This is a genomic window from Bradyrhizobium sp. USDA 4532 (genome assembly GCF_024171315.1).
GTDB classification, from domain to species: Bacteria; Pseudomonadota; Alphaproteobacteria; order Rhizobiales; family Xanthobacteraceae; genus Bradyrhizobium; species Bradyrhizobium australafricanum.
In genome coordinates this window covers 6,395,705-6,416,523 of the sequence record NZ_JALJZN010000001.1, presented here as the reverse complement: position 1 = coordinate 6,416,523, position 20,819 = coordinate 6,395,705, and the positions used below count along the sequence as shown (strand labels likewise).

General features: G+C 65.9%; 14 protein-coding genes. 7 read left to right on the top strand and 7 right to left on the bottom strand.

What is annotated here, in order from left to right; genetic code table 11:
* Positions 1 to 232 precede the first annotated feature (232 nt).
* Both J2R76_RS29575 and J2R76_RS29570 read left to right on the top strand, forming a co-directional pair.
* Entirely contained in the window at positions 233 to 1,150 is a 918-nt protein-coding gene (locus J2R76_RS29575; RefSeq protein ID WP_076834763.1) for an efflux RND transporter periplasmic adaptor subunit, read from the top strand.
* Between the two features lie 13 nt (positions 1,151 to 1,163).
* Entirely contained in the window at positions 1,164 to 4,316 is a 3,153-nt protein-coding gene (locus J2R76_RS29570) for an efflux RND transporter permease subunit (RefSeq protein WP_057021104.1), read from the top strand.
* Between the two features lie 307 nt (positions 4,317 to 4,623).
* On the opposite strand, the gene J2R76_RS29565 is transcribed toward J2R76_RS29570, so the two are convergent.
* The 6 genes from J2R76_RS29565 to J2R76_RS29540 all read right to left on the bottom strand — a co-directional run bounded on the left by J2R76_RS29565 (position 4,624) and on the right by J2R76_RS29540 (position 11,758).
* The gene (locus tag J2R76_RS29565; RefSeq protein WP_076834761.1) at positions 4,624 to 5,259 is read right to left on the bottom strand and encodes a pyridoxamine 5'-phosphate oxidase family protein; all 636 of its coding nucleotides are present in this window, start codon (positions 5,257 to 5,259) and stop codon (positions 4,624 to 4,626) included.
* A 107-nt stretch (positions 5,260 to 5,366) separates the two neighbouring features.
* Entirely contained in the window at positions 5,367 to 6,668 is a 1,302-nt protein-coding gene (locus J2R76_RS29560; protein WP_076834759.1) for an ArgE/DapE family deacylase, read from the bottom strand.
* A complete protein-coding gene (locus tag J2R76_RS29555) occupies positions 6,665 to 8,353 on the bottom strand; it encodes an ABC transporter ATP-binding protein (protein ID WP_253625292.1) in 1,689 nt (562 codons plus the stop codon). The genes J2R76_RS29560 and J2R76_RS29555 overlap by 4 nt, the downstream gene beginning before the upstream one ends.
* Positions 8,350 to 9,183, bottom strand: a complete 834-nt coding sequence (locus J2R76_RS29550; RefSeq protein ID WP_057021099.1) for an ABC transporter permease — start codon at positions 9,181 to 9,183, stop codon at positions 8,350 to 8,352. Before J2R76_RS29550 ends, J2R76_RS29555 begins: the two co-directional genes overlap by 4 nt.
* Positions 9,183 to 10,184 carry an ABC transporter permease gene (locus tag J2R76_RS29545; RefSeq protein WP_076834755.1) on the bottom strand — a complete coding sequence of 334 codons (1,002 nt, stop codon included), beginning with the start codon at positions 10,182 to 10,184 and terminating at the stop codon, positions 9,183 to 9,185. The genes J2R76_RS29550 and J2R76_RS29545 overlap by 1 nt, the downstream gene beginning before the upstream one ends.
* Positions 10,181 to 11,758: an ABC transporter substrate-binding protein gene (locus J2R76_RS29540; RefSeq protein ID WP_076834754.1), complete on the bottom strand. Its 1,578-nt coding sequence runs from the start codon at positions 11,756 to 11,758 to the stop codon at positions 10,181 to 10,183. The genes J2R76_RS29545 and J2R76_RS29540 overlap by 4 nt, the downstream gene beginning before the upstream one ends.
* 185 nt (positions 11,759 to 11,943) lie before the next feature.
* Between J2R76_RS29540 and J2R76_RS29535 the strand changes: the two genes are divergently transcribed.
* On the top strand, positions 11,944 to 12,804 hold the full coding sequence (locus tag J2R76_RS29535) for a helix-turn-helix domain-containing protein (RefSeq protein WP_028335183.1): 861 nt from the start codon (positions 11,944 to 11,946) through the stop codon (positions 12,802 to 12,804).
* A 244-nt stretch (positions 12,805 to 13,048) separates the two neighbouring features.
* On the opposite strand, the gene J2R76_RS29530 is transcribed toward J2R76_RS29535, so the two are convergent.
* Positions 13,049 to 13,723, bottom strand: a complete 675-nt coding sequence (locus tag J2R76_RS29530) for a Crp/Fnr family transcriptional regulator (RefSeq protein WP_057021095.1) — start codon at positions 13,721 to 13,723, stop codon at positions 13,049 to 13,051.
* A 211-nt stretch (positions 13,724 to 13,934) separates the two neighbouring features.
* Between J2R76_RS29530 and J2R76_RS29525 the strand changes: the two genes are divergently transcribed.
* The 4 genes from J2R76_RS29525 to J2R76_RS29510 all read left to right on the top strand — a co-directional run bounded on the left by J2R76_RS29525 (position 13,935) and on the right by J2R76_RS29510 (position 20,804).
* Complete coding sequence (locus J2R76_RS29525) at positions 13,935 to 15,983, top strand: AsmA family protein (protein WP_200844503.1); 2,049 nt, start codon at positions 13,935 to 13,937, stop codon at positions 15,981 to 15,983.
* 129 nt (positions 15,984 to 16,112) lie between these two features.
* Positions 16,113 to 18,551 carry an adenylate/guanylate cyclase domain-containing protein gene (locus tag J2R76_RS29520; protein WP_076834745.1) on the top strand — a complete coding sequence of 813 codons (2,439 nt, stop codon included), beginning with the start codon at positions 16,113 to 16,115 and terminating at the stop codon, positions 18,549 to 18,551.
* A 470-nt stretch (positions 18,552 to 19,021) separates the two neighbouring features.
* Positions 19,022 to 19,918 (top strand): alpha/beta fold hydrolase, encoded by an 897-nt coding sequence (locus J2R76_RS29515; protein ID WP_158074247.1) that lies wholly within the window; start codon positions 19,022 to 19,024, stop codon positions 19,916 to 19,918.
* 7 nt (positions 19,919 to 19,925) lie between these two features.
* Positions 19,926 to 20,804 carry an efflux RND transporter periplasmic adaptor subunit gene (locus tag J2R76_RS29510; protein ID WP_076834752.1) on the top strand — a complete coding sequence of 293 codons (879 nt, stop codon included), beginning with the start codon at positions 19,926 to 19,928 and terminating at the stop codon, positions 20,802 to 20,804.
* Positions 20,805 to 20,819 lie beyond the last annotated feature (15 nt).

Sequence of the window (20,819 nt, the reverse complement as noted above, 5' to 3'; positions counted from 1 at the left end):
CCCCTTTTTGAGGTTACAATGCGCCCCGCACCCCGGCGGGGCGCATTTGCTTTAGGGCCAATGCTGTTGGGTCGAGCCCCAACGCGGCCCACAGGTGACCCGCCTCACATGACGTCAGGGCATGATCCGGAACAATGGCACCGGCCTTCCGAATGCCCAGGCAATACGATAGCGAGCATGATGAGACTTCGACCAACACCGATGACGCGCCAAGCTCTGGATTGATCAGGCTATGAATTTTTCCCAATACCTCAAGCCTGCGCTCGGCACGGTGTTCTTCCTCGCCCTCGCGATCGCCTATTACGCGTTCGAGCATCGCTCCCATCCCGAAGAGAAGGTGACGCCGGGCCAGGCGCTGGTCGTGGTGACGAAGTCGACCAATGCCTGTTTCTCCGACATGGTCCGCGTCACCGGCTTCATCGTGCCGCGCCGCGAGGCGCAGGTGAATGTCGACCAGGACGGCTCCAAGGTCACCGACGTGCTGGTCCGCGAGGGCGACACCGTCACCGAGAACCAGGAACTGGCGCGGCTGACCCCGCCGCCGCAGCAGGCCGCACAGGCCAATGCCAAGCCGCTTGTGCTGCGGGCGCCGGCGGCCGGCCTTATCACCGAAGTGCGCACCGCGCCCGGCGCGCCGGCCTCGCCGCAGGCGCCTCCGATGTTCAAGATCTCCATCAACAACGAGATCGAGCTCGACGCCGAGGTGCCGGGCTTCCAGCTCCTGAAGCTCAATCCCGGCGCCAATGTGCGGATCAGCCGCGACGATGCGCCCGACATGGTCGGCAAGGTCCGCCAGATCTCGCCGCAGATCGACCGCACCACCCAGCTCGGGCACGTCCGCATCACCATCAACAACAATCCGACGCTGAAGGTCGGCATGTTCGCGCGCGCCAATATCGACGCCAAGCGCTCCTGCGGCGTCGCGGTGCCGCGCACCGCGATCGACCGCCTGACCCTGCAGGTCGTGAAGGGCAACACCGTCGAGACCCGCAGGGTGCGCGTCGGGCTGACCTCCGACACCTCGACCGAAATCCTTGAAGGCCTCGACGTCGGCGAAATCGTCGTGGCCGACGCTGGCACCTCGTTGCATGACGGCGACCAGATCAAGACCATGTTCGCCGACGAACTCGATCGCACGCGATCACGGTAATTCGGGCACGCTAATGGCTTTGAACATCTCGGCATGGTCGATCCGGAACCCGCTTCCCTCGATCGTCTTCTCGATCATCCTGCTCGTGCTGGGCTGGGTCTCCTTCACCAAGCTCGCGGTGACGCGGCTGCCGAGCGCCGACATTCCGGTGATCTCGGTCGCGGTCTCGCAATTCGGCGCCGCGCCGTCGGAACTTGAATCGCAGGTCACCAAGACCATCGAAGACGGCGTCTCCGGCGTCGAGGGCGTGCGCCATATCTCCTCCTCGATCACCGACGGCCTGTCGGTGACCACGATCCAGTTCGCGTTGGAGACCAACACCGACCGCGCGCTCAACGACGTCAAGGACGCGGTGACGCGGGTGCGCGCCAATCTGCCGCAGAATGTCACCGAGCCGTTGATCCAGCGCGTCGACGTGATCGGCCTGCCGATCGTGACCTATGCTGCGATCTCGCCCGGCAAGACGCCGGAGCAGCTGTCCTATTTCGTCGACGACGTGGTCAAGCGCGCCCTGCAGGGCGTGCGCGGCGTCGCCCAGGTCGAGCGCATCGGCGGTGTCGAGCGCGAGATCCTGGTCTCGCTCGATCCCGACAAGCTCCAGGCGGTGGGGCTCACCGCGGTCAATGTCAGCCAGATCCTGCGCGGCACCAATGTCGACGTCGCCGGCGGCCGCGCCGAGATCGGCAAGAACGACCAGGCGATCCGCACGCTGGCCGGCGCCAAGACGCTGAACGAGCTCGCCGGCACCATGATCCCGCTGTTCGGCGGCGGCGAGATCCGGCTCGACGATCTCGGCACCGTCACCGACACCATCGCCGACCGGCGCACCTTCGCCCGCTTCAACGGCGAGCCGGTTGTCGCGCTCGGCATCAAGCGCTCCAAGGGCGCCAGCGACGTCGTCGTCGCGGCCGCGGTGCAGAAGCGGATCGACGCGCTGAAGGTGGCCTATCCCGATGTCGACCTGAAGCTGATCGACACCTCGGTCGAGTTCACCAAGGGCAATTACGAGGCCGCGATCTCGACCCTGTTCGAGGGCGCGATCCTCGCCGTGATCATCGTGCTGCTGTTCCTGCGCGACATGCGCGCCACGATCATCGCGGCGGTCTCGCTGCCGCTATCGATCTTCCCGGCCTTCTGGGCGATGGACCTGCTCGGCTTCTCGCTCAACCTCGTCTCCTTCCTCGCCATCACGCTCTCGACCGGCATCCTGGTCGACGATGCCATCGTCGAGATCGAGAACATCGTCCGCCACATGCGGATGGGCAAGACGCCCTATCGTGCCGCCCTCGAAGCCGCCGACGAGATCGGCCTTGCGGTGATCGCGATCTCGCTCACCATCATCGCGATCTTCGCGCCGGCGAGCTTCATGTCCGGCATTGCCGGGCAGTTCTTCAAGCAGTTCGGCATCACCGTGTCGGTGCAGGTGTTCTTCTCGCTGCTCGCTGCGCGCTTCGTGACGCCGATGCTGGCCGCCTATTTCCTCAAGCATCATGACCACGATGATCCTCCGCCCGGCCCGATCCTGCGCGGCTATCACAGCCTCGTCACCTGGTCGGTGAAGCATTACTTCGTCACCGTGCTGATCGGCTTTGCGATCTTCGCCGCGTCGATCTGGAGCATCACGCTGCTGCCGCAGGGCTTCCTGCCGGCGCAGGACACCGCGCGCTCGCTGCTCGCGATGGAGCTGCCGCCCGGCTCGCAGCTCGCCTACACCGAGAAGGTCACCGAGGAGATCGTGGCGCGGCTGCGCAAGCGGCCTGAGGTACGGAGCGTGTTCGTCGATGGCGGCCGGGTGCCGCCGGGCCTGCAGGAGGTCCGCCGCGCCGCGCTGATCATCAACTACACGCCGAAGGCCGACCGCAAGATCACCCAGCGCGAGCTCGAACTGTCGATCGGCAAGGAGCTCGATAACGTTCCTGACATCAGGTTCTGGTTCCTCGACGAGAACGGCCTGCGCGCGATCTCGCTGGTCGTCACCGGTACCGACAGCAACATCGTCAACAACGTGGCCAGCGAACTCGCGACGCAGATGAAGCGGATTCCGATCATCGCCAACGTGATCTCGGAGACCGCGCTCGACCGGCCCGAGCTGCGCATCCGCCCGCGCGCCGAGCTCGCGGCCCGGCTCGGCGTCTCGACCGAAAGCCTGTCGCAGACCATTCGCGTCGCCACCATCGGCGACGTCGGTCCTGCGCTGGCGAAGTTCGACGCCGGCGACCGCCAGGTACCGATCCGCGTCCAGCTCGAGGACAATGCGCGCAGCGACCTGCAGATGCTGGAGCAGCTGCGGGTGCCGCTCGGCCAGCGGGGCGAGCGCGGCGGCGTGCCGCTCTCCGTCGTCGCCGACATCCAGCTCGACCAGGGCCCGACCAGCATCAACCGCTACGACCGCGAGCGGCAGGCCACCGTCGCCGCCGACCTTGTCGGCAATGCCGCGCTCGGCGACGCCACCAAGCTGATCTACGACCTGCCGGTCATGAAGACCCTGCCGAAGGGCGTGCGGGTCAGCCCGTCCGGCGACGCCGAGAGCCTCGCCGAGCTGTCCGACGGTTTCGCCACCGCGATCACCGCCGGCCTGATGATGGTCTATGCCGTGCTGGTGCTGCTGTTCGGCACCTTCCTGCAGCCGATCACCATCCTGTTCTCGCTGCCGCTCTCGATCGGCGGCGCGATCGGCGCACTGCTGTTGACCGGCAAGCAGCTCACCACGCCGGTGTGGATCGGCATCCTGATGCTGATGGGCATCGTCACCAAGAACGCCATCATGCTGGTGGAGTTCGCGGTGGAGGCGATCCGCGACGGCAAGGCGCGCGAGGAAGCCATGATCGACGCCGGCATGAAGCGCGCCCGCCCGATCGTGATGACCACGATCGCGATGGCCGCCGGCATGATGCCGTCAGCGCTTGCGTTCGGCGCGGGCGGCGAATTCCGCTCGCCGATGGCGCTCGCAGTGATCGGCGGCCTGATCTTCTCGACCGCGCTGTCGCTGGTGTTCGTGCCGGCGATGTTCATGGTGATGGATGATGTCGGCGGCCTGATCTGGCGCTTCGGCAAGCGGCTCGTGGTCTCGCATGCCGACCACGAGCTGACCCCGAACGAGCACCAGTCCGACGACACCAAGCGCCCGCCCGGCCCGCCGAACATGATCTCGCCCGCCGCGGAATGAGCTGAGGCCGCGCCTCGCCAGCGGTGCGACCCGTACGAGATGACGTACTCCAAAATATCGAAAACAACCCCATGCAAAGGAGCCGACGGCGGCCGGAATCCGACACGGCGACTTGACACGTCGGGCAAATCAGCGATATTTTTCCATTATTCCGAAATCATGGTGTGAGTCTACGACTCCTCCAACACGTCGTCCCTGCCTGGTGCGCAATTGCGCACGGGAGCAGGGACGACGATGAGGAAGGATATCGATTCAGGGCGTTACACCAGGCGGTGTCATCGCCTGCGCATGCGGGTGATCTCAAGTTCTAATACAGCCGCGTCCGATAGGCCTCTTCCATCGCCTTCTCGGCGACTTCGACCTCGATCGCGGCGGTCTGCTCGGCGATGATCCGGCCGAGCGTCGGAAAGCTGTGGCGCTCGACTTGCGCGGCGGGATTCCAGAGCTTCGAGCGCATCAGTGCCTTGCCGCAGTGGAAGTAGGTCTCATCGACATGCACCTTGAGCCCGATGATCGGCGTGACGTTCTGCACCGTCAGCGGCGTCAACAGATCCGCCTCCTGCGAGATTTCGGCCCGCCCGTTGACGCGCAGCGTTTCGTTGATGCCGGGCACCATGAAGATCAGCCCGATCCCGGGCGACGCGATGATATTGCCGAACGTATCGACCCGGTTGTTGCCGCGCCGATCCGGGATCAGCAGCGTCTTGTCGTCGAGCACGGAGACGAAGCCCGGCGCATCGCCGCGCGGGCTGGCGTCGGCATGACCCTTGCCGTCGCTGGAAGCGATGACGAGGAACGGCGACAGCGCGATGAAGTCGCGGCAGAACTTGTCGAGATGATAGAGCACCTTTTTCTCGGCGAGCGGGCTCAATTGCCCGAAATGCGCACGAAGATCCTCGTGCGATTTGACCGGCGGCTTGCCGCCCGCACTCTGGTCACCCATAGCGAACCTCCCGTTTGGTTTGTCTCAATTCGTTGAGCATGATCTCCGCGCAAACGCTCCGCGTTTGTCGCGAGGGAACACCGCTTCGCACTTTTCCGGATCATGCTCTATACCGCGTCGATCCCGCACCAGCTCGCGACGAAGAGGGCGTAGGCCTTGGTCACCTTCTTCAGCGAATCGAGCTGGACCCGTTCATTGAAGCCGTGCGCGTTCTCCATCCTGGCGCCGAAGCAGAATGCGGGAACACCATAATCCAGGCCATAGAAGCGCGCATCCGTCAGCGCGGTCGAGGGAAAATCCGTCAGCTCGCGCCCGAACACATGCTCGTAGACCGAGCCGAGGACCGCCTCGCTCTCCTGCACCTCGGTCGCTTCATAGCCCGGCGACAGGAAGCCGGACCAGACGATCTCTGGCGGATTGTTGGCGAGGAACGGATGGGCCCTGGCAGCCTTGGTCACGCACTCGACGATCTCGGCCTGGCAGTCGGCGATTTTCCATCCCGGCAGGATTCCGATCCGGCAATCGACGTCGCACCACGCCGGCACGCTGGAGGCCCAATCGCCGCCCTTGATGATGCCGGGATTGAAGTTGAGCGGGTGATGCACCGCGCCGAAATGGCGATGCGACTTGGCACGTTCGTTCCACTCCGCCTCGAGCGTGTCGAGATGGCCGATCAGATGATAGGCGGCGCGGATAGCGTTGGAGCCGGTGCCGGCGCGCGCGACATGGACCGGGATTCCGCGAACCTTGAGGCGAAACCAGATCACGCCGACCTGGGCTCGCATCAGCCGTTCCTCGGTCGGCTCCGGCAGCAGGCAGGCATCGGCACGGTAACCTCGCTGCAACGTCGAGAGCGCGCCGAGACCGGTGCTCTCCTCCTCGATCACGGATTGCAGATGGATGCGGCCCTTCGGCGCAAAGTCCGCGGCCTTCACCGCATCGAGCGCGTAGAGCGCGGCAATGGTGCCCGACTTCATGTCGCCGGTGCCGCGGCCATAGAGCCAGCCGTCCTCGACCACCGGCTGGAACGGCGGCCGCTCCCACATGTCGAGCGGCCCGACCGGTACCACGTCGCAATGCCCCTGAAGGATCAGCGAACGTCCCTCCTCGCGCGCCGGCCGATAGGTGCCGACGACGGTCCGCGCGCGGGAAAAATCGGTCTCGACCGGCCCGTAGCCGGGCAAGGTCTTCAGCTCGTCCTGATTGATGACCCAGTCGTCGACCTCATAGCCGCGCTCGCGCAGCAGCTTCGCGAACATGTCCTGGCACGGACCTTCCTGGCCGCGCGTGCTGGGAATCGACGAGAAGGCGATCGTGGTCGCGAGCTGCTGCTCGAAGGCGGCGTCGACAGCCGCCTCGATGCGCTCGCGCGCGCCGGCCGGAAGGGGAACTGAACGGCTGTCGGTCATGAATTGATCCTTGCTGTGGGGCGTGTATCGGCCACGGCCGCAAAGCCCGGCTGGTCGAAGAAATCGCGCCCGGGAATCGCGTCGAGCAGATCGCGAGTGTAGGCCTGGCGCGGCGCGGTGAACACTTCGGCGGTGGTGCCTTCCTCGACGATACGCCCCTTCTGCAGGACGATGACGCGGTCGGCGATCTCGGCGGCGATCCGCAAATCGTGCGTGATGAAGATCATCGCAAGCCGCATCTCCTGGCGCAGCTCGGCGAGCAGCGCCAGCACCTGGGCCTGCACCGAGACGTCCAGCGCCGACACCGCCTCGTCGGCGATCAGAACCCGCGGCTTCAGCGCCAGCGCCCGCGCGATGCAGATGCGCTGGCGCTGGCCGCCCGAGAACTCGTGCGGGTAGCGATCGGCGGCAAACGCCGACAGGCCGACCCGCACCAGGAGCTTGTTCGCCTGGGCCATCGCCTCGGCCCGCGACGTCCCATAGGCCATCGGTCCGCGCGCGATGGCATCGCCGACCTTCTGGCGCGGATCGAGACTGGCAAACGGATCCTGGAACACGATCTGGAGCTGGCGCCGCGCCTGGCGCAACGCCTCGCCGCGCAGCTGCCGGAGATCCGCGCCGCCAAAGCGGATGGCGCCGGCGTCAGGCTCGGTGAGCCGCATGATCATGCGCCCGAGCGTCGACTTGCCGGAACCGGATTCACCGACCACCGCAAGCGTCTCGCCCTCGTGCAGCGTCAGTGAGATGCCATCAGCGGCGGTCACCTCGCGTGGCGGCTGCAGCCAGCCGCGCTTGACCCGAAAGGTCTTTTGCAGGCCGATGACCTCGAGCAGCGGCTCGGGACGCAGGATGGCCTCGTGGATGTCGGCGAGGCGCGCCTTCGGAACCGCGTCGATCAGTTCGCGCGTGTAGGCGGCCTGCGGATTGCGAAGCACCTCGCTGGCCGTGCCCTGCTCGACCACCTTGCCATGGCGCAGCACCACGACGCGATCGGCAACGTCGGCGACAACGCCGAAATCATGGGTGATCAGCAGCACGCCCATGCCGCGCTCGCGCCGGAGATCGTCAATCAGGCGCAGGATCTGGCGCTGGGTCGTGACATCGAGCGCGGTCGTCGGCTCGTCTGCGATCAGGAGCGCGGGGCGGTTGGCCATCGCCATCGCGATCATCACGCGCTGGCGCTGGCCACCGGAAAGCTCAAACGGGTAGCTCTTTTCCAGCAGCTGCGGATTCGGCAGTCCGACCTGGGTCAGCAGCGTCAGCACCCGCTCGCGGAGTTCGGTCGCCGAGGGCGCAGGCCGCTGGTGCGCCAGGATCATCTCCTCGATCTGCCTGCCGACGCGCTTCAGCGGATTGAGCGAAGACAACGGCTCCTGAAAGATCATCGCGGCGTTGCCGCCGCGCAGCTTGCGGAGAGCGCGGCCGTCGAGCTTCGACGGATCCTGCCCTGCGACCGCCACGGCGCCGGACGCGATGTCGACGCCCCGCGGCAACAGCGACAGCACCGCATGCGCGATCATCGACTTGCCGGAGCCGGACTCGCCGACCAGGCAAACCACTTCGTTTGGCTTGATCTCAAAGGAGACGTTCTCGACCGCGAAGGGCCGATCACCGCCCTTGGGGAGCGCGATCGAGAGACCATCGACGGCAAGAACAGGCGCACCGGACTGCATGGCTTCGCTCATGAGCGGCGCCTCGAGACGCGCGGGTTGAGGACATCAGACAGTCCCTCGCCGAACAGGTTGATCGCCAGCACGGTGACGAGGATGGCGAGGCCGGGAAACACGCTCATCCACCACGCGTTCCGGATCACGGTGCGGCCCGCGCCGATCATGAAGCCCCACGACATCAGATTGGGATCGCCGAGCCCCATGAAGGACAGCGCGCTTTCCAGCAGGATCGCAGTGGCAACCGTCAGCGACGTCACCACCAGGATCGGCGAGATCGCGTTCGGCAGGATATGGCCGAGCACGATGCGCCAGGTGCGTTCGCCCTGGCACAGCGCGGCCTCGACGAATTCGCGGTGCCGCAGACGGAGGAATTCGGCGCGCGTGAGCCGCGCCAGCGGCGGCCAGCTCACCGCGCCGATGGTCAGGATGATCGTGAGCAGCGACGGATTGAAGGTCGCGACCAGCAGGATGGCCAGCACGAAGGCTGGAATGGTCTGGAACAATTCCGTCATCCGCATCAGCACCAGATCGACCTTGCCGCCGAAATAGCCTGAGATCGCGCCGATCACGACGCCGATCGCCATCGCCGCGAGCGCCGAGGCGATGCCGATCAGGAGCGACACGCGTGCGCCATAGGCGACGCCGGCGGCGACGTCGCGGCCGAGCGTGTCGCCGCCGAGCCATAATCCGTCCTCGCCGGGCGGCGTGAACGGCGCGCCGACCATCTCCCAGGGCGAGACCGGAAACGCGATCGGCGCAACGATCGCGACGACAACAACGACGAGCAGCAGGACGAGGCCGATCATTCCGCTCGGATGACGCAGGAAGGCGCGCACCGTGTCCATCACGCCGCTCCCGTGGTCATGCGGGGATCAATCAACCGGTAGACCAGGTCGGTGAGCAGGTTGAGCGCGATCACGACGATCGAGAGGATCAGGAAGATGCCGAGCAGGACCGGATAGTCGCGCTGCAACAGTGCCTCGAAGGTCAAGCGGCCGAGGCCCGGCCAGGCAAACACCGTCTCGATCACCACAGCGCCGCCGACCAGCGCGCCGGCCTGCATGCCGGCGACGGTGACGACCGGCACCAGCGCATTGCGCAGCATGTGGCCGACCACGATGCGCGTTCCGGACAAGCCCTTGGCGCGCGCGGTCTTGATGAAATCCTGCTGCGCGACCTCGATGATCGAGGATCGCATCAGCCGCGCATAGATCGCCAGATAGATCGCCGCCAGCGACGTGACCGGCATGATCATGTGTTTCATGATGTCGAGCGCATGCTCGACCGGCGAGAGCTGGACGTTGATGGTCTCGTAACCGAACGGCGGCAACCAGCCGAGCGTCACCGAGAACACCAGCACCAGCATCAGGCCGAGCCAGAACACCGGCGTCGCGTAGAGCACGAGCGAGAGCACGGTGAACACCGTGTCGAGCACGCTGCCGGCCGCGAGCCCGGCCAGCGCGCCGAGCGCGGTGCCGATCAGGAGCGCGAGGCAAAACGCCGTGACGGTCAGCAGCAGCGTCGCCGGCAGCCGTTCGAGGATCAGATCGACGACCGGACGACGCTGGCGATAGGAATAGCCGAGGTCGAGCCTGATGACGCGGCCGAGGTGGCTCACGAGCTGCACGAAATACGGCTTGTCGAGGCCATACTCCTTGCGCAGGTCGTCGAGCAGTTTTGGATCGGACGCGCCGGATTGCCCGGCCATGACCTGGGCCGGATCGCCGGGCGCGGCGCGCACCAGCACGAAATTGAACGTCGCGATGACGAGGATCACGGCGACGAGCTGGGCGATGCGGCTGACCGCCTGAAGTCCGATCGTCGCGGCGCTGCCGAGCCGGGTCACGATTTGTAGACCGACCCGAAGGTTTCGTGCGAGCCGATGCCCGTCGTCACGATGTTCTTGAACGCCTTGTCGTAGATGATGGGATATTCGATCTCGAGCGTCCAGGCCACCGGCACATCCTCGACCAGGATCTGCTGCACCTTGCTGTAGAGCTCCTGGCGCTTGGCTTCATCGAGCGTCACCGCGGCCTCGTCGAACAGTTTGTCGACTTCGGTATTCGAATAGCCTTGCGTGTTGGAGAACAGGATGCCCTTCTTGATGTTCGACGAAATATAGGTGCGGGCGACGCCCAGCGCGGGATCGCCGAGCTGGTAGAGCAGATTCTGGGTCATCTCATAATCCCAGTTGCCGACCTTCTCGGCCCATCCGGCCATGTCGGTGCCGACAAGCACGAGATCAATGCCGACCCGCGCAAAACTCTGGCGGAAGAATTCGCCGGCCCGCTGATAGGACTCGCCATAGGGCGGCACGATATACTTGATCTCGGCGCGCTTGCCGTTGGCGCCAGGCTTCAGTCCCATGTCGTCGAGCAGGGCCTTGGCCTTGTCGACCGAAAACTCGTAGCGCTTCACGTTCGGATCGTAGAACCGCGTCTTCGACGAGATCGGTCCGGTCGCCACCTTGGCATTGCCGAAATAGACCCGCTTGCTGAACGCCTCGCGATCGATCAGGTGCATCACCGCCTGCCGGAACCGCTTGTCGTTCATCGGGGCGATGCGGTTGTTCATCTCGAGCCACTGATGCGGCGCGAAATACTCGTAGCCCCTGGTGGTGAATTCGAGGTTCTTCTGCGCCTTGAAGCGCTGGACGTCGTAGAATTCGACGTCGGACCATTGCACGAGCTGCACCGTGCCGTTCTCGAGCGCCAGCGCGCGCGAGGCCGCATCCGGAATCACGCGGTAGACGATCTCGTCGAGATAGGGCTGGTCCTTCTGATAGTAGCCATCGTGGCGGACGAGATGAACGTGCGAGCCGCGCACCCACTCCTTCAGCTTGAAGGGGCCGGTGCCGATCGCCTTGTCGTTCTCCGGGTTCTTGCGGTAGTCGGTGCCGTCATAGATGTGCTTGGGTACGATCGGTGCAGACGTGCAATCGAAGCAGCCGATGAAGGGCGCGAACGGCTGCTTCAATTTGAACACGACGGTGAGCGGATCGGGCGCTTCCGCCGTCGCCACGCGGGCGAAGTTTTGCCGTGCGCGCGGATGCGTCTCCACCAGCAGCTTCATGCAGCTGAAGACCACGTCCTCCGAGGTCATCGGCTTGCCGTCGTGGAAGGTGATGCCGGGAAACAGCTTGAACGTATAGGTCAGGCCGTCGGGCGAGATCTCCCAGGACCGCGCCATGCCCGGCATCGGCTTGAGATCGGCGCCGTATTTCAGCAGGCCTTCGTAAATCTTGCCGCCGAGCGTCAAGGTCGGCTGCTGCTGGTTCAGCGCGGTCACCAGGACCGGTGGCTCAGGTTGGATGATGGTGTTGAGCGTTCCACCGCGGGTCTGGCCCGCCGCCCGCGTGATGCCGAACGGGATGGCTGCACCGCAGGCCAGCATTGCCTTGGTGAATTCGCGTCTGTTCATCGGACCTCTCCCTCTCCGCGCTCTCACATTCGATTTCGGCGAATGCCGCGGGGTGAGGCATTGTTGCCAAACGCCATATCCCGCGCTACCTGAAGGGGGACAACAACCATCGCGATCGGGCCAAGTGGCCCGGAAGATGCATGAGCACCCTGCGAAAACGACGATCGATCAGGAGCTCACGACACTTGAAAGTCGCAGCGCGACGAAATGACACCACCGGCTTGCGCGTTTGCCGCAAGCAATCGGGTCCCGCAGCCGCCGCGCACTATGCCGGACAGCTGCAACAGGTCGAACGGCCGCTCGCGGCGATGGCGGCCTCCTATCCGAACGAAAGCACCAGCGCGCGGCACGCGCACCGACGCGATCAATTCATCCTGCAGACCGCGGGCGTGACCTCGATGATGACCGAGCGCGGCCATTTCGTCGTGCCGCCCGGCCACGGCCTGTGGATTCCGGCCGGCGTCGCGCACCAGTCGCGGGCATGGGGCGAGGTCGAGATCCAGACCATCTATGTCACGCCTGACCGCATCAGGAATGCTCCGGCGACATGCCGCCTGATCAAAGTCTCCGCGCTGGTCGAGGCGTTGATGGAAGAAGCGGTGCACATGCCGACCCGTTACGATCCGGAAGGGCGCGACGGCAGGCTGGTCGATTTCCTGCTCGACGAGATCGGCAGGATGCCGGAAGTGTCGCTGCATGTGCAGGTGCCGCCCGATCCGCGGCTCGCCGCGATCTGCGAAGCCGTGCTGGTCGATCCGAGTTCCGATCTTACGCTCGACGAATGGGCCGATCGCTGCCAGCTCAGCCGGCGGACGCTGACGCGTCTGTTCCGGCGCGAGACCGGCCAGAGCTTTGCGGCCTGGCGCCAGCGGGTGCGGCTGCTCGAAGCGCTGGCGCGGCTCGGCGCCGGCGAGGCCGTCACCTGCGTTGCGCTCGACGTCGGCTATGAAAGTCCGAGCGCTTTCGCCGCGATGTTCAAGCGCGAGCTCGGCGCCGCGCCGCGCCAGTATCTGCGCTGGGCCGATCCCGAAGTGGTGATGCGGTAGGCGCTCGCGTCACGCATCTATCGAAATGCAAAACCCCTGCGGTCAACGGGAGAGACCGCAGGGGTTTGCAGGTGGATGGCGTGAGGCCAGCAAGGCTGGGTGTCACCCCAAGGACCGGCGGCCGGATGAAAGCGGTACCGGCCTCATCATGCAAGCACGTCTTTTAGGCAGGAGTGCGTCAACATCGGCAAGCAGAGCACGCGAGAGAATTGAATCTTCCCGCGCGCGTTGCATGCAGTCCGCTCTAGTCGTTGCGGGCGACCGCGGTCAGCTTGGTCATGTTGTGCAGCATGATCCGGCCGCGTTGCAGGTCGACGATGCCGTCCTTGCGCCAGGTCTGCAGCTGCCGGTTGACGCTTTCGCGCGCGGCGCCGACGAAGATGCCGAGCTGTTCCTGCGAGATGTGCACCTCGGAACCGAAATCCTCGGCCAGCGCGCACAGACGCCGTGCGAGGCGGACCGGCAAAGGCTGCAGCACGGATTCTTCCATCCGCTCGCTCTGCCAACGAATTCGCTGGCACAGCAATTCGATCAGCCTGACCGCAACCTTCGGCTCGCGCTCGAGGAAGCCGAGGAAATCCTGCCGCCGCAACACGAATAATTCGCTGGGCTCGCCCGCGGTCGCATCCGCGGTGCGGTCCTGCCCGTCGAGCACGGCGACTTCGCCGAACAGGTCGCCGGATCCCATGAAGTTCAGTGTGAGCCGGCTGCCGTCGGAAGCACCGGTCTCGATCCGGATTTGGCCGCGGCGGACCCCAAACAGGGCATCGCCGGGATCGCCTTTCTGGAACAGCACCTCACCGGTCGCGAGTTGCTGGGTGTGGCAGAGGCCGGAAAGCCGCTGCAACTCGTCCGCACCGAGATCGGCGAACATCGGATTCATCTTCAGAATGACCGCAAATTCGGCCTGTTTGCTCATTGTACTGCCTTCCAAATCCTTCCGAGCAGTCCCCTGACGCCCGGTTAGCAAAAATCACCCTCATAAGAGTGTGGGAGAGGTCACATAAGTTCATGCGGTAACGGATTATTTTTCCGGTCATTGGAGCCAGATCCTGCTTGCGGGATAAGCTCGTTTGATCGGCCGTGACTTTCTGCAACGGAACCCCACTTGCCCGGCCTGGAACAACGACATGAGAGCACTGAAATTCGCCGGGGCCGCCATCGCTGCCGTGATCGTGATCATCGCGTTGGTGGCCGTGGTCGGGATCCCGTCCTCGTTCCTCACATCGACCATCACCGATCGGGTCGAGCGCGAGACCGGCTACAAGCTCACCATCAATGGCGGCGCCAAGATCGGCCTCTGGCCGAAGGTCAATCTGACGCTGAGCGACGTCGTGTTGCAGGACCCGCGCGGGCGCGACGTCAACAACCGGTTCGCGGCAAGCAGCGTCGAGGCCGAGATGACGCTGTCGAGCCTGTGGTCGGGCCGGCCCGACATCACCGACCTCGCGATCGTCAAGCCGGTGATCAATCTGCCGCTGCAGCGCGAGCGCACCCGCGACCACAATCCGCCGGCGAAATCTTCCGCGTCCGATGGCGGCGGCATCACGATCCGGCATGTCAGCGTCAGCGGCGGCACCGTCGTCTTCGCCAATGTACGCGACCGGATCGAGAGCCGGATCGAGACGCTCAATGCGGACGCGACCATCGGCGACGACCGCAAGATCGTCGTCACGGGTGACGCACACGCCGGCGACAAGCCGCTGAAATTCGAGATCCGCGCCACCGCGCCGCAAGCACCGCTGGAGCGTCAGAGCGTGCCGGCCGAATTCAGCATCGATGCGCCCGGCCTGTTGCCCGCGGCGATCAAGGCGAATGCGGAAGCGCGGCTGAACGGCACGGTGGTGATGTTCAACGGCGTCTCCGGCACGCTCGGCGACGGCGGCTTCACCGGCTGGGCCTCGGTCGATTTCGCCAGCAACAAGCCGCTGGTGAAGCTCGATCTCGACTTCCAGCACATTGCGATCGCGATGCCGCCGGGGCAGGCCGGCTCCACGCAGCCGCTGGGTACGAATACGTGGAGCAACGCGTCGGTCGATCTTGCCGGGCTCAACTATGTCGACGCACAGGCGCGCATCTCGGCGGCGGAGCTCGTGATCGGCGACGGCCGCTTCACGCAGGCGGCGATCGATGCGTCCATCGACAGCGGCGTGCTGAAGGGCCGGTTCGCCAATCTCGGCGCCTATGAGGGCACCGCCGATGGCGACGTCACCATCGACGCGCGAGCCACGAATCCAACCTACGCGTTACGGCTCGACCTCGCCGGCGCGCGCGCGCTGCCGGTGCTGAAGAGCCTCGCCGAGTTCGACAAGCTCGACGGCAAGATGCAGGCCAAGATCGCGCTGACCTCGCAAGGCAGCAGCGAGCGCGCCATCGTCGGCAATCTCGCCGGCACCGCCTTCGTCGTGTTCCAGGACGGCAAGATCCTCGGCCTCAACGTGGCGCAGATGATCCGCAATCTCACCACCAGCACCTTGTCGGGCTGGCAGGAGAGCCAGGAATTGTCGACCGATCTCAGCCAGCTCTCGGCCTCGTTCAAGGTCGACAAGGGCCAGGCCGTCACCACCGACCTCAATCTGATCGGTCCGCTGGTGAAGATGACCGGGGTCGGCACCATCGACCTCAACACCCGCCAGATCGGGTTCCGCGTCGAGCCGCAGCTCGTGATGACCACCGAAGGCCAGGGCCGCACCGGCAATCCGGTCGGCCTCGGCATCCCCGTGATGGTCGAGGGACCCTGGGTATCGCCGCGGATCTATCCGGAGATGCAGGGCATCCTCGACAATCCGCAGGCCGCCTATGCCAAGCTCAAGGAGATGGGCAAGGGCCTGTTCGGGGCGAACGGCCTGGGGCTGAGTCAGGGCCTCAACGGGCTGACCAATCTGCTCAATGGCGTGCAGGGCGGCGCGCAGCCCGGCAGCAGCGGCCAGGGCGGCGGCGCCGGCCAGAGCAACCCGCTCGGCGGGCAGCTTGGCGACACCATCGGCAATTTGCTGCAGCAGGGCCTTTCCACCCTCAACCAGAGCAACGCATCGCGCCCGAGCCGCGACCTGAGCCAGCCGGCGCCGCCGGCCCCCGACCAGGCCCCGCCGCCACCGCCCCCTCCGCCCGGCGAGACCGCCGAGCAGCACGACAGTCCGGCGATGAAGGATGTGCTGCGTCAGCTGTTCAATCGCTGATATTCCCGGATATCCCCCGCCGATATGAAGGGATAACCATGCGGCCCGAGCGGCCGCTCCGCCTCGCCGATCCGTGCTAAACAGCGGCGGATCATGCGGCGCACCCGATTGGGGGCCGGACGAGGCTGGATGAACTCGGCTACGGACAAGGGCAAGAACTGGTTCCTGCGCGGCGGCCTGTTCGCCAAGTATGTCCTCGCGCTGGTCGGCCTCGTCGTGTTCGTGCTGGCGGTCAACGGCGCGCTCGAGACCTGGATCAGCTACCGCGGCATCAAGGGCACGCTGACGGACGCGATGAGCGAGAAGGCGGATGCGACCGCCAAGCGCATCGAGCAGGCGATCTCCGACCTCGAGCGGCAGATCTCCTGGGTGACCCGCGCCTCCTCCAACACGATCGAGCTGCGCCGCGCCGACTACGCGCAGTTGCTCGGCCAGGTGCCGGCGGTGAGCCAGCTCACCCTGATCAGCGGCCAGGGCCGCGAGCTGCTGCGGCTGTCGCGCCAGACCACCACCGTGAACTCCAACGCCGACTTCTCCCGCGATGTCAGATTCACCGAGACCATCGCCCGCGGCACCGCCTACGCGCCGGCGTATTTCCGCGACGGGCGGCCGTTCATGTCGATCGGCGAGCAGCATTCCGGCTTCAATGCCGGCGTCACCATGGCCGAGATCGACCTGCGCTTCCTCAATGACTATTTCGGCGACTCCCAGGTCGGCCGCCTCGCTCATGCCTATGTCGTCGACGGCAAGGGCCGCGTGCTGGCGAGCTCGTCGAAGGGTCCGGAGGTCGGCAAGGACCTTGCCGCGCTGCCGCAGGTCGCCGCGGTGCTGTCGCCTAGCGGCAGGCCGATCGCCTCCGGCAAGGATGTCGACGGCAACGCGGTGCTGACGACAGCAACGGCCGCGCCGAACCTCGGCTGGCACGTGTTTTATGAGCAGCCGACCGCGCAGGCGCTGTCGCCGATCCGCGACCAGCTGGTGCGCATTGCGCTTTTGATCGCGCTCGGCCTCGTGGTCGCGATCATCGCCGGCACGATCCTGGCGCGGCGCATGCTGGAGCCGATCACCGCGCTGCGCATCGGCGCGCGGCGGTTAGGGGCCGGCGACTTCGGCCATCGCATCGAGGTGAAGACATCCGATGAGCTGGAAGAGCTCGCCGGCCAGTTCAACAGCATGGCCACCCAGCTTGCCGAGACCTATTCCGACCTCGAGGCCAAGGTGAAGGAGCGCACCCGCGACCTCGCGCAATCGATCAACGAGCTGAAGGTGCTGGAGGAGGTCGGCCGCGCGGTGGCGTCCTCGCTCGACCTCAATGCGGTGCTGCCGACGGTCGGCGCCCGCGCGCTCGAGATCACCCATGCCGACGCCGTGCTGATCTATGGCTATGACGCCGCGCAACGCAGCTTTAACCTGACGCAATCGATCGGCATCGACGCTGCGACCGAAGGCCATCATCGCGCGATCGATGCGGCGAACAGCAGCCCGCTCGGCGAAGCCGCCGCGAAGGGCGAGCCGCTGGCGTTTCCCGATCTCACCGACCAGCCAAATCATCCGCTGCGCGATGTCGTGGTCGGCGCCGGCTTCCACTCCGTGCTCGTGGTGCCGCTGGTCGACCAGCAGGGCGTGCTCGGCGCGCTGGTGGTGCTGCGCAAGGCGGCCGGCGACTTCCCGTCGAGCCTGATCGGCCTGATGAAAACCTTTGCGCACCAGGCGGTGCTGGCGATGCGCAACGCGCGGCTGTTCACCGAGGTGGACCAGAAGAGCCACGCGCTGGAAGAGGCCAATGCCACCGTGCGCGAGCAGGCCGACAAGCTGCGCGAGCAGACCGAGGCGCTCAAGGACTGGAACAAGTCGCTGGAGCAGCGGGTCGAGACCCAGCTCGGCGAGCTCGAGCGCGTCCGCCGGCTCGAGCGCTTCCTGGCGCCGCAGGTTGCGCAGCTGATCGCCTCGTCGGACAATCCCGAGGGCCTGCTCGACAGCCACCGCCGCGAGGTCACCGTCGTGTTCTGCGACCTGCGCGGCTTCACCGCCTTCACTGAGGCGACCGAGCCGGAAGAGGCGATGAACGTGCTGCGCGAATATCACGCCGCGCTCGGCAAGCTGATCTTCAAGTATGAAGGCACGCTCGACAAATATGCCGGCGACGGCGTGATGATCCTGTTCAACGCGCCGATCCAGCTCGCCGACCACACCGCGCGTGCCGTGAAGATGGCGGTGGAGATGCGCGACACGGTCGGCCCGCTGACCGAGAAGTGGCGCAACCGCGGGCACAGTCTCGGCTTCGGCATCGGCATTGCGCTCGGCTATGCCACGCTCGGCCAGGTCGGCTTCGAGCAGCGGCTGGAATATGCCGCGATCGGCAGCGTCACCAACCTCGCCTCGCGCCTGTGCGGCGAGGCCAAGGCCGGCCAGATCGTGGTGAGCCGCCGCGTCTACGGCATGGTCGAGCCCTTCGTCGAAGGCCGCGCCATCGATGACCTCGTGCTGAAGGGATTCAACCATCCGATCCTGGCCGCGGAGATCCTGAGCTGGAAGGGCGAGCCATCAGCGGAAGCGGCGGCGGAGTAGTCAAGACACGGCTCCCTCCCACGTCGTCCCGGCGAAAGCCGGACCCATAACCACCGATGTTTGGATTGAACACGGCTGCGGCCGCAGCACAGCGTCATCGCAAGCAGCGGTGGTAATGGGTCCCGGCCTTCGCCGGGACGACACTGAATATGCGGCCCCGTTTCTGATTCAACTATCAAACAGCCAAGGGATAGACCCGAGGGGAGAAGCACACGCCCGCATCCTCGCGACGCGATCGCGCCCGAGTCATGCGATCAATCCAGCCTCACACAGGAGAGGGCGCAGGGAAGGCCGGGCGCCGATTGCCACGAGCCTCAAATCAACATCCAGTGAATCTGATCACCTCCGCAATCACGATCCCCACCTCTCCCACCCCTCCCAGGAATAACCCATCCCCCACCTCACTCGCGTCATGACGGGCGCGTGCGAACGCGCGCCCGGCGACAACAAGAACAAGCAGGATGGGTTTGATGACGGGTTTGGATGGGACGCACGCGGCGGCGTCGGTGGTGGCGCTGCATTGCTCGCTGGGGTCGGGACGGCAATGGACCAAGCTTGCGGCCGCGCTCGGCGGCGACCGGTTCATGGCGCCGGATATTTCCGGTTATGGCGTTGCCGCCTGCGGGCGCGACTGGCCGCGGACGCTGGATGGCGAGATTGCGCGGCTCGAGCCCTGGCTCACCAAGGCCGACGGGCCGTTCCATCTGATCGGGCATTCCTATGGCGGGGCGATCGCGTTTCGGCTGGCGACGGCAACGCCTTATGCGCAGTACATCCGCAGCCTTACGCTGATCGAGCCCGTCCTGCCTACGTTGCTCAGAGACACGCCTGCCGATGCGCGGCTGTACGACCGCTTCGCGCGGATCGCGCAGATCGTCTCAAGGGATATTGTCGATGGCGCCGTGATGGAGGCGGTCGAGGCGTTCACCGCGTTCTGGGCCGGCTCCGGGCCGCGCGAGCAGTTCTCGCCGAGCGGGCGGCTGCGGATGATCGAGCAGGCCGACAAGCTGCCTTGCGATTTCAGCGCCGCGCTCGACCTCGACGCCGTGGCGGAAGCCGCGCGTGCCTTGAAGGTGCCGACGCTGCTGATCTCGGGCGGGCTGTCGCCCTATGTGACGCAGCGCATTGTCGCAAAACTCGCCGCGCTGATCGATGGCGCCGAGCTGCGGCATCTGCCGGGTGCCGGCCATATGCTGCCGGTGACGCATGCCGATCGGGTCAACCCGGAGATCCTGCGGCATATCTGGCGCGCCGAGGAGCTGGCGAAGCTGGAGCTGGCGGCGGATGCGGGGCCGGCCGAGGCAGCGCAGGCGGCTGGTTCGGCCCGGCGGCATCTGGTATTCAAGAGGCCCTCATTTTGGGAATAGTTTGCCGATGATTTTGCCTCGCACGCGCGCCCCAGCCCTTGCCGCCTCCGCGCTGCTCGTGCTCGCGGCCTCTCCCGCGCTTGCCGCGGGCGAGGCCGACGCCGTGCCGAAGGGCGCGGCGGTGACGGTGCTGAAGGCCTCGAAATTCTGCTTCGGCAATATCGTCGAGGTTTCGGGCATCGTGCTGCCGCGCGATGAGCAGCAGATCCGGCCCGACCGTTTCGGCTTGAAGGTGGCGGAGGTGATGGTCGATCCCGGCGACACTGTCACCGCCGGCCAGGTGCTGGCGAAGCTGACCGATGGGGCCAACTCGGTCAACGTCACGGCGCCGGTGGCGGGCACGATCTCGGCGTCGTCGGCGATTGTAGGCAGCCCGGCCTCGGGCAAGGACGCGCTGTTCTCGATCATCGCCAAGAGCGAGTATGACCTGGTCGGCATGGTGCCGACCCGCGACATCGCCAAGCTGAAGACCGAGCAGACGGCGCAGCTCAAGGTCCTCGGCGCCGGCGATCTCGACGGCAAGGTGCGGCGGATCGCGCCGACAGTCGAGCCGAACAGCCAGCTCGGCCAGGTGTTCATCGGCATCGGCGCGAACAAGCGGCTGCTGGTGAATTCGTCCGGCCGCGCCCAGATCAAGACCGGGCAGAGCTGCGGCGTCGCGGTGCCGCTGACCGCGATCCTCTATTCCACCGCCGGCACCGTGGTGCAGGTGGTGCGCGGCGGCCGCGTCGAGACGCGGCGGGTCGAGACCGGATTGATGTCGGCCGGCCAGGTCGAGATCCGCGACGGCATCCAGGAAGGCGACATCGTCGTCGCCCGCGCCGGCGCCCTGCTGCGCGAGGGCGATCCGGTGCGGCCAGTCGGCGCCAGCGCGGATGCAAAGTAGGCGGCGCTCCATCTA

Excerpts from the sequence above, each read along its gene's own strand:
- J2R76_RS29570 (WP_057021104.1), top strand. The coding sequence starts at position 1,164 with ATGGCTTTGAACATCTCGGCATGGTCGATCCGGAACCCGCTTCCCTCG.
- J2R76_RS29525 (WP_200844503.1), top strand. The coding sequence starts at position 13,935 with ATGAGAGCACTGAAATTCGCCGGGGCCGCCATCGCTGCCGTGATCGTG.
- J2R76_RS29560 (WP_076834759.1), bottom strand. The coding sequence starts at position 6,668 with ATGACCGACAGCCGTTCAGTTCCCCTTCCGGCCGGCGCGCGCGAGCGC.
- J2R76_RS29550 (WP_057021099.1), bottom strand. The coding sequence starts at position 9,183 with ATGGACACGGTGCGCGCCTTCCTGCGTCATCCGAGCGGAATGATCGGC.
- J2R76_RS29575 (WP_076834763.1), top strand. The coding sequence starts at position 233 with ATGAATTTTTCCCAATACCTCAAGCCTGCGCTCGGCACGGTGTTCTTC.
- J2R76_RS29530 (WP_057021095.1), bottom strand. The coding sequence starts at position 13,723 with ATGAGCAAACAGGCCGAATTTGCGGTCATTCTGAAGATGAATCCGATG.
- J2R76_RS29555 (WP_253625292.1), bottom strand. The coding sequence starts at position 8,353 with ATGAGCGAAGCCATGCAGTCCGGTGCGCCTGTTCTTGCCGTCGATGGT.
- J2R76_RS29540 (WP_076834754.1), bottom strand. The coding sequence starts at position 11,758 with ATGAACAGACGCGAATTCACCAAGGCAATGCTGGCCTGCGGTGCAGCC.
- J2R76_RS29520 (WP_076834745.1), top strand. The coding sequence starts at position 16,113 with ATGAACTCGGCTACGGACAAGGGCAAGAACTGGTTCCTGCGCGGCGGC.
- J2R76_RS29510 (WP_076834752.1), top strand. The coding sequence starts at position 19,926 with ATGATTTTGCCTCGCACGCGCGCCCCAGCCCTTGCCGCCTCCGCGCTG.
- J2R76_RS29565 (WP_076834761.1), bottom strand. The coding sequence starts at position 5,259 with ATGGGTGACCAGAGTGCGGGCGGCAAGCCGCCGGTCAAATCGCACGAG.
- J2R76_RS29515 (WP_158074247.1), top strand. The coding sequence starts at position 19,022 with ATGACGGGTTTGGATGGGACGCACGCGGCGGCGTCGGTGGTGGCGCTG.